The sequence below is a fragment of the Fructobacillus broussonetiae genome, from assembly GCF_018437275.1.
GTDB lineage: Bacteria > Bacillota > Bacilli > Lactobacillales > Lactobacillaceae > Fructobacillus > Fructobacillus broussonetiae.
On the sequence record NZ_JAAMFK010000006.1, the window covers coordinates 110,008 to 118,221 of the forward strand.

The following is an 8,214-nucleotide window of genomic DNA, read 5'->3' on the forward strand; positions in this document are numbered from 1 at the left end:
CCCTAGAGGCGCGCTTTACAAGATATTACTTGCTTGTTTCCTTCTCTTCAGCCTTTTGGATTTTCAAAGTGATTTCACCCTTTGAGGCACCAATTGTGACCATGTCGGCGGTTGAAATTTCACCAGACAACAAAGCTTCGGAAAGTTTATCTTCAATTTCAGTTTGGATTAAGCGACGTACCGGGCGAGCACCGTATTCACGGTCGTAACCATCCTTTGCAATGGCTGCGACAGCCGCCTTTGTCATCTTAATCTTCACGCCCTGTTCAGCCACGCGTTCGAGCAGTGACTTAGACAAGAGACGTACAATTTGTTCAACTTCTGGTTCTTCCAACGGATCGAAGACGAGCACTTCGTCAATTCGGTTCACGAATTCGGGACGGAACGTTTCCTTCACCGTTTCGCGAATCTTCTTGGCAACGGCTTCGTTGTTTTCGTGTAAGTCCACGGAACCGAATCCGACCGTCTTTTCATCACGCAAACGGGTCGCACCCAAGTTTGACGTCATGATGATAATCGTGTTTCGGAAGTTCACGCGGCGGCCCTTCGAATCTGTAAGGAATCCGTCGTCAAAGACCTGGAGCATCAAGTTGTAGATGTCCTGGTGAGCCTTTTCAACTTCATCCAACAACACAATGGAGTAAGGGTGCTTGCGAACCTGTTCCGTCAATTGACCACCCTGGTCGTAACCAACGTATCCCGGAGCAGAACCAATCAAGCGAGATGATGAATAGCTTTCTTGATATTCGGACATATCGATTCGAATCATGTTGTCTTCAGAACCGAAGACCAATTCGGCCAAGGCCTTTGCCAATTCCGTCTTACCAACACCAGTTGGTCCGAGGAAGAGGAAGGTCCCCATTGGACGCTTTGGATCAGCCAATCCAGAACGGGAACGACGGATGGCACGGGACACGGCATTGACTGCATCCTTTTGACCAATCACACGTTTTCCAAGCTCCTGCTCCAAGTTGATGAGCTGGTCGGATTCGGCCTGCTTCAACTGGTTCAACGGAACTCCGGTCTGTTGAGAAATGACATCGGCGATGTCTTCTTCTGACACCTTCATGTCGTACTTGTCGGCCTTGTGCGCCTTCTTTTCGGCACGTGAAACCGCACGGTCAATCTTTTGACGTAGAGCGATTTCTTGCAAACGCAAATCAGCAGCCCGTTCGAAGTCCATGTCTTCGATAGCTTCGTCCTTCTCCTTCACGATGTTGGCGAGGGCCGTCCGGTCCTTGTGGACAGGCGTTGACCGATCGACATCATCGATTTGGACTTTGGCAGCTGCTTCATCCATCAAATCGATGGCCTTGTCTGGCAAGAAGCGTCCCGTAATGTAGCGGGATGACAACTTAACGGCCGCCTGAATGGCTTCATCTTCAATTTGAACCTTGTGGTAGCTTTCAAACTTCGGACGAATTCCTTTTAGGATGGCAATGGCTTCGTCCGTTGAAGGCTCGTTAACCGTCACTTGGGCGAAACGGCGTTCCAAGGCACCATCCGCTTCAATCGATTGTTGGTATTCGTCAAAAGTCGTTGCCCCAAGCAACTGCAAACCGCCTCGAGCCAAAGCCGGCTTCAAGATGTTGGCCGCATCGATGGCACCTTCGGCACCACCAGCACCAACCAAGGTGTGCAACTCATCAACGAACAAGATGACTTGTCCGTCTTCTTCAATTTCATCGATAATCTGCTTCAAGCGGGCTTCGAACTCCCCACGGTACTTGGTACCCGCAACAAGGGAACCCATGTCCAAAACCATCAAACGCTTGTGCTTCAAGTTATCAGGCACTTGTCCCTTTACGATGCGTTGAGCCAGCCCTTCTGCAATGGCTGTTTTACCAACACCAGGTTCTCCGACCAAGACCGGGTTATTCTTCGTCCGACGTGACAAAATCTGTACCACGCGACGAACTTCTTCGTCCCGTCCGATAACAGGGTCTAAGTTCTTCGTACGTGCAACCTGGGTGAGGTCACGTCCCAACTTATCTAAGGTTGGCGTTCCCTCGATTGGCTTCTGATTCGTCTTGCCTTTTTTCATCTGCTTTCGCAAGTCTGAGATGCCCAAGCGGCGCAGAATGGCCTTCTGCAAGTCCGTCAAGTTAACGTCCAAAGATAACAACACACGCGCTGCCAAAATGGACTGATCTTGAATGAGTGACAAGAGGATGAGTTCAGTTCCCACCTCTTCTTGCCCAAGCGTTTCCGCCTGTTCCTTCGCCCAGTTCAAAATGGAACCAGCCTTTGGTGAGTAGGCCAAATACATCTTTTGGTCAAACTCTTGTTCGACACCAAAGCCAGTGTAGTGTTCGATTTCTTCTTGAACGTCCTTTGCCTTTACTGAAAACTCGGCGAGGACCTTACCAGCCACACCCTGCTTTTCCATGGCCAAGGCCAAAAGCAAGTGTTCCGTTCCAACCGCTAAGTGACGGAAGTACTTGGCTTGGTCCTGTGCGATTGCCAAGACCGTTTTTGCTGAATTTGTGTATTGTGCTGCCATGTTTTCTCCTTTGTTCAAAACGAAAACGTGCCTATTTAAACTTGGAACTATTATAACGCAGATTTCGCCATCCGTTAAAGGGTATGGCGTCTAAAAAAAGCAGGCGCTTAAGCCTGCTTTTTATTAATCTGGATTCTTCAATGCTAACTGCCACTGCAAGTAGGCGTTGATCAGAGGATCAATATCACCATCCAAAACAGCTTGTGGTTGATTGCTTTCGTATCCAGTGCGGTGATCCTTCACCATCTGGTATGGGTGCAAGACGTAGGAACGAATTTGGGATCCCCAACCGTTTTCCATCTTTTCACCAGCCAACTCCGCACGTTCTGCTTCCTTCTTCTCACGTTCCAACTGGTAAAGCTTTCCCTTCAAAAGTCGCATGGCGTAATCGCGGTTACCGTACTGCGTACGTTCAACCGTTGATGAAACGACGATTCCGGTTGGTTCGTGAGTCAAACGCACACCGGTTGAAACCTTGTTAACGTTCTGACCACCGGCACCACCGGAACGAAAGACGTCCATCTTAATATCATCATCACGTACTTCAACTTCGATTGAGTCATCCAATTCAGGCATCACATCAATGGAAACAAAGGATGTGTGACGACGTCCGGCAGAATCAAAGGGCGAAATTCGAACAAAACGGTGAACGCCCTTTTCAGAGCGCAAGAAGCCGTAGGCGTTGTGCCCAGAAATTTTCAAGGTTGCTGAATCAATTCCTGCTTCGTCACCAGCGTTGTAGTTCAACACTTCGACTTTGAAGTCATGGTCATTTGCCCAGCGAGTGTACATCCGGTAGAGGTTTCCACCCCAGTCGGTTGATTCTGTTCCACCTGATCCTGGGTGGATTTCCAAGATGGCGTTGTTAGCGTCGTATTCACCCGTTAACAATTGTTCCAGGTTATATGCCGTTACAGCGTCTTGGGTCTTTGTTACCAAGTCTTCCAATTCCGTTGCAGAATCTTCGTCTTCTGGATCCTCTGAAACGATTTCAATCAAAACATCAATCTCGTCAGCCGCTTCCCCCAATGACAAGAATGAATCGCGACGCTTCTTCAAAACGTTTGCCTGGTCGATAATTCCCTGAGCTTTTTGCTGGTCGTTCCAGAAAGATGGCTCTGTCATTTGGTTTTCAAAGTCAGCAATTTCTTCTGTCAACGCGTCCAAGTCGAGCGTTTTTGCAAAGCCTTCGATTTCCTTTCGGATACCGGCTAAGGCCTGTTTGGCTGCCACAATTTCCATGGCTTTTCCTCCCATAAGAAAAGCGAACTCATCGTTCGCTTCATACTTAGGCTGACATGTTTGAACGAATTTCGGCCTTCATGAAGGTCCGAGTTGCATCGTATTCGATGTCAGCAATCATTTTGTTAAAGTTAGCAAAAGCTTCGTTTTGGTATTCAACCAATGGGTTCAACTGACCGTATCCACGGAGTCCAACACCCTGACGCAAACGGTCCAAGGCATCGATGTGGTCGGTCCAGTGTTGGTCCACTGAACGAAGAATAACCACGCGCTCAAAGGCGAGAAGTTGACCTTCATCGTAAAGGTCTTGCTTCTTGTCTTCCAAGTTATCCAAAGCCAAGTTGTACAACTTGTCCTTGATTTCGTCACGGGTCAAGTTTTGCAAACGAACGGCGCCATGCTTTGGTGAAGTCAATGAAGATTCAAGGAACTTCGTGATTTCATCCAAGTGCCATTCCTTTTGATCCTTGCCTGGCGTTTGGGCATCAACAACACGGTTGATTGTGCGCTTTACCATTGGCAACAAAACGTTATCCAAGGACTTCTTTTCATCCAAGACTTGGTCACGTTCCTTATAGATCAATTCACGCTGTTCACGGACAACGTCATCATATTGCAAAACGTTCTTACGAGTATCGTAGTTGTTCCCTTCAACACGCTTTTGAGCAGATTCAACTGAACGCGTAATCCAACGGTGAGTAATCACTGTTTCATCGTCATCCATGTTCATTTTTTGCAAAAGGGCGCGAACCTTTTCGGCACCGAAACGAATCATCAAGTCATCTTGCAAGGACAAGTAGAACTGTGAGAATCCGTGGTCACCCTGACGTCCGGCACGTCCACGCAACTGGTTATCGATACGACGTGATTCGTGTCGTTCGGTCGCAATCACGGCCAAACCACCAAGTTCGTCGATACCAGGGCCCAACTTAATGTCGGTTCCTCGACCAGCCATGTTCGTGGCAACCGTAACGGCACCCTTTTGACCAGCGTTTGCGATGATGTCTGCTTCCTTTTCGTTGTTCTTGGCGTTCAACACGTTGTGTGGAATGTTGTGGGCCGTGAGCAACTTATCAACTAATTCAGAAGATTCAACTGAACCAGTTCCCAGCAAGACAGGCTGGCCCTTCTTGTGCAATTCAGCAACGCGGTTTACAACGGCGTTAAACTTTGACTTCAATGAAGGGTATAACAAGTCGGGTTCGTCAATACGTTGAACGGGACGGTTGGTTGGGATTTGCGTAACTTCCATGTTGTAAATCTCAAGCAACTCTTCTTCTTCAGTCTTGGCCGTTCCTGTCATACCAGATAACTTCTTGTACATACGGAAGAGATTCTGGTAAGTGATTTGAGCCATGGACTTGTTTTCTTCGTGAATTTCAACGCCTTCCTTCGCTTCGATTGCTTGGTGCAATCCATCGGAAAGACGGGTTCCCTCAGAAATACGTCCAGTTGATTGGTCAATCAACTTTACTTCCCCTTCTTGCACAACATAATCCTTATCGCGCAAGTAGTTGAAGTTGGCACGGAGTGCTTGATCCATGTGGTGGGTCAAAGCAGTGTTTTCAGAATCGTACAAGTTTTCGAAGTTGAAGAACACTTCCGCCGCCTTAATCCCTTCTGGAGTAAGTGACGTGTTCTTTGATTCTTCATCAACCTTGTAGTCTTGTTCGCGAGTCAATGTCTTAACGAAGCGATCAACTCGTTGGTACAAAGGTGAAATTCCTGAACCAGGACCAGAAATGATCAATGGGGTACGGGCCGTATCAATCAAGATTGAATCTGCTTCATCAATCAATGCGTAGTGCAAACCACGTTGCATCACACGGTCTTCTGCACGGTTCACCATGTTGTCGCGGAGGTAATCAAATCCGATGTTAAAGTTCGTTGAATAAGTGATGTCAGCGTCGTAAGCAGCACGCTTCTTTTCTGGCGAATCGTCACCAACGTTAACACCAACAGAAAGGCCGAGCCATTCGTAGAGTTGTCCCATCAACTGGGCATCACGCTTTGACAAGTAATCGTTAACCGTCACAACGTGCACTCCTTGACCAGCCAAGGCATTCAAGTAAACAGCCATCGTGGCCGTCAACGTCTTACCTTCACCAGTCTTCATTTCGGCAAGGTTTCCACCGTGCAAAACAATGGCACCCATGATTTGTACGTGGTATGGGTAAAGGCCGAGCACACGCTTTGCTCCTTCACGGGCAACGGCGAAAGCTTCTGGTAGAAGTTCATCAAGAACCTTTGCCATGGCCTTTTGTTTTGCCTTTTCATCCTTGACTCCAGCCGTTTCCTTTTGAATGCGGATCTGGAATTCCTGGGTCTTCTTTTGCAAGGCCTCATCGGACAACGCCGCCATTTCATCAGCGTGGGCTTCCACTTGATTTGCGACCTTATCAATCTTTTTTAATTTGTGCTTGGAGTTATCAAGCATCTTACGAATTGGATTTGCCATCGAATTATCGGTACTCGGTTGCCCGAATACGCCCCCTTCATAGAAAGTAATGATTTCTCTGAAATTATTTTGAAACTAGACTCTATTATAGCAAAAAAAGCCGAAAAGGAACAGACTAGAGCCGTTCCTATTCTGGCTTTTTGATGGTCATCAATCTTAGTGGTGAGGTGTTGCGTTCAACTTTTCTTGACCACCCATGTATGGACGAAGTACTTCTGGAATCGTAACCGTTCCATCTTCGTTTTGATAGTTTTCCAAGATAGCAGCAACCGTTCGTCCAACGGCCAATCCTGAACCGTTCAACGTGTGAACCAGTTCAAGCTTTCCATCAGCGTTACGGTAAGTGATGTGCATGCGACGTGCCTGGAAGTCCTTTGTGTTTGAAACAGAAGAGATTTCACGGTACGTATCTTGCGCTGGCAACCAAACTTCCAAGTCGTGTGTCTTGGCTGCTGAGAATCCCATGTCCCCGGTAGAAAGGGTGATGACGTGATATGGCAAGCCCAACTTTTGCAAGATGTTTTCGGCGTTCTTCGTCATCTTTTCAAGTTCGATGTCTGATTCATCTGCCTTTGAGAACTTAACCATTTCAACCTTGTTGAATTGGTGCAAACGAATTAATCCACGCGTATCGCGTCCAGCGGCACCAGCTTCCTTACGGAATGATGGTGACAAAGCCGTGATTGAAATTGGCAAATCTTCAGTTGGAATCGTTTCACCTGAGTAATAGTTCGTCAATGGCACTTCGGCAGTTGGAATATATGTTTGATCCAAGTCTTGCACACGGTAGGCATCGTCTTGGAACTTAGGGTACTGACCCGTTCCAAACATTGCTGAGTCATTAACAACAATAGGCGTAATCATTTCCGTGTACCCTTCTTCGCGGTGTTGATCCAACATAAAGTTATACAACGCACGTTCCAAACGAGCACCATCGCCAACGTAGTACAAGAAACGGGCACCTGAAACCTTGGCTCCGCGTTCAAAGTCCAAGATTCCAAGATCCTCACCAATTTCATAGTGTGGCTTCAACCATTCCGGAGCCTTTTCCAAAGCATGTGGACGTGTTTCGTAATCTTCTGGGGCCCACTTGCGAACTTCAACGTTTGAATCTTCGTCTGGACCAACCGGAACATCATCTTCAGCGATGTTTGGCAAGTGCGTAGCAATTTCCTTTACAGCTGCTTCGGCATCAACCAATTCTTGGTCCATGTCCTTAATTTGCTTAGCCACTTCTTGCATTTCGGCAATGGCTGCAGAAGCATCTTCCTTTTGACGCTTTGCAAAGGCGATCTTGTCTGAGGCCTCGTTACGCTTTGCCTTCATGTCTTCGACCTTTGCAATCAAATCACGACGCTTTTGATCCTTTTCAAGCAACTTTTCCAAGGTTCCTTCTTTAACGCCACGGTCCTGCAACTTCTTTGCAGCTTCTTCTTTATTCTTGCGCAAATATTTAATATCGAGCATATTTCGATTCTCCTTCTATACAAAAAGCGCCTTTTCATCCGACAAAAGTCAGGGACGAAAAAGACGCAATCCGTGGTACCACCCAAATTCTACAGCAAAAACTGTAGCACTCATTATCCGATAACGGTGGGAACCGAGCAGCATTACCTGCTAAACGTGACTCATTGGAGTTTCAACCGGATAGCTCTCAGCGAACGCTACCTTTCTGTAGTGGTTTACTTATGATGAGTTGATATCTATATTCTAATCCAAGAAAATAGTTCTGGCAAGAAAAAGATATAAATAAAATAAAAAAGACATACCGAAGTATGTCATTTGATGGGCCATCCTGGATTCGAACCAGGGACCTCTGCGTTATCAACACAGCGCTCTAACCAACTGAGCTAATGGCCCATTAAAGCGAATGACGGGAATCGAACCCGCATAGCCAGCTTGGAAGGCTGGAATTCTACCATTGAACTACATTCGCATTATTCTTTTTTTTTCGGGTTGAACCCTATGGCGCTGGACGGAATCGAACCGCCGACACATGCAGCTTCAATGC

General features: G+C 47.1%; 4 protein-coding genes and 2 tRNA genes. All 6 read right to left on the reverse strand.

Going from position 1 to position 8,214, the window contains the following annotated elements; genetic code table 11:
- Nucleotides 1-25: 25 nt before the first annotated feature.
- Nucleotides 26-2,503, reverse strand: coding sequence for an ATP-dependent Clp protease ATP-binding subunit (locus G6R29_RS05510; RefSeq protein WP_213809360.1), 2,478 nt, complete (start codon nucleotides 2,501-2,503; stop codon nucleotides 26-28).
- A 123-nt stretch (nucleotides 2,504-2,626) separates the two neighbouring features.
- The gene (gene prfB, locus G6R29_RS05515) at nucleotides 2,627-3,745 is read right to left on the reverse strand and encodes a peptide chain release factor 2 (protein ID WP_213809361.1); all 1,119 of its coding nucleotides are present in this window, start codon (nucleotides 3,743-3,745) and stop codon (nucleotides 2,627-2,629) included.
- A gap of 46 nt (nucleotides 3,746-3,791) precedes the next feature.
- On the reverse strand, nucleotides 3,792-6,203 hold the full coding sequence (gene secA, locus G6R29_RS05520) for a preprotein translocase subunit SecA (protein WP_213809362.1): 2,412 nt from the start codon (nucleotides 6,201-6,203) through the stop codon (nucleotides 3,792-3,794).
- 156 nt (nucleotides 6,204-6,359) lie between these two features.
- Nucleotides 6,360-7,670, reverse strand: coding sequence for a serine--tRNA ligase (gene serS, locus G6R29_RS05525; RefSeq protein ID WP_213809363.1), 1,311 nt, complete (start codon nucleotides 7,668-7,670; stop codon nucleotides 6,360-6,362).
- Between the two features lie 319 nt (nucleotides 7,671-7,989).
- Nucleotides 7,990-8,063: transfer RNA gene (locus G6R29_RS05530), tRNA-Ile, on the reverse strand.
- Between the two features lie 5 nt (nucleotides 8,064-8,068).
- Nucleotides 8,069-8,139, reverse strand: a tRNA-Gly gene (locus tag G6R29_RS05535).
- Between the last annotated feature and the right edge of the window lie 75 nt (nucleotides 8,140-8,214).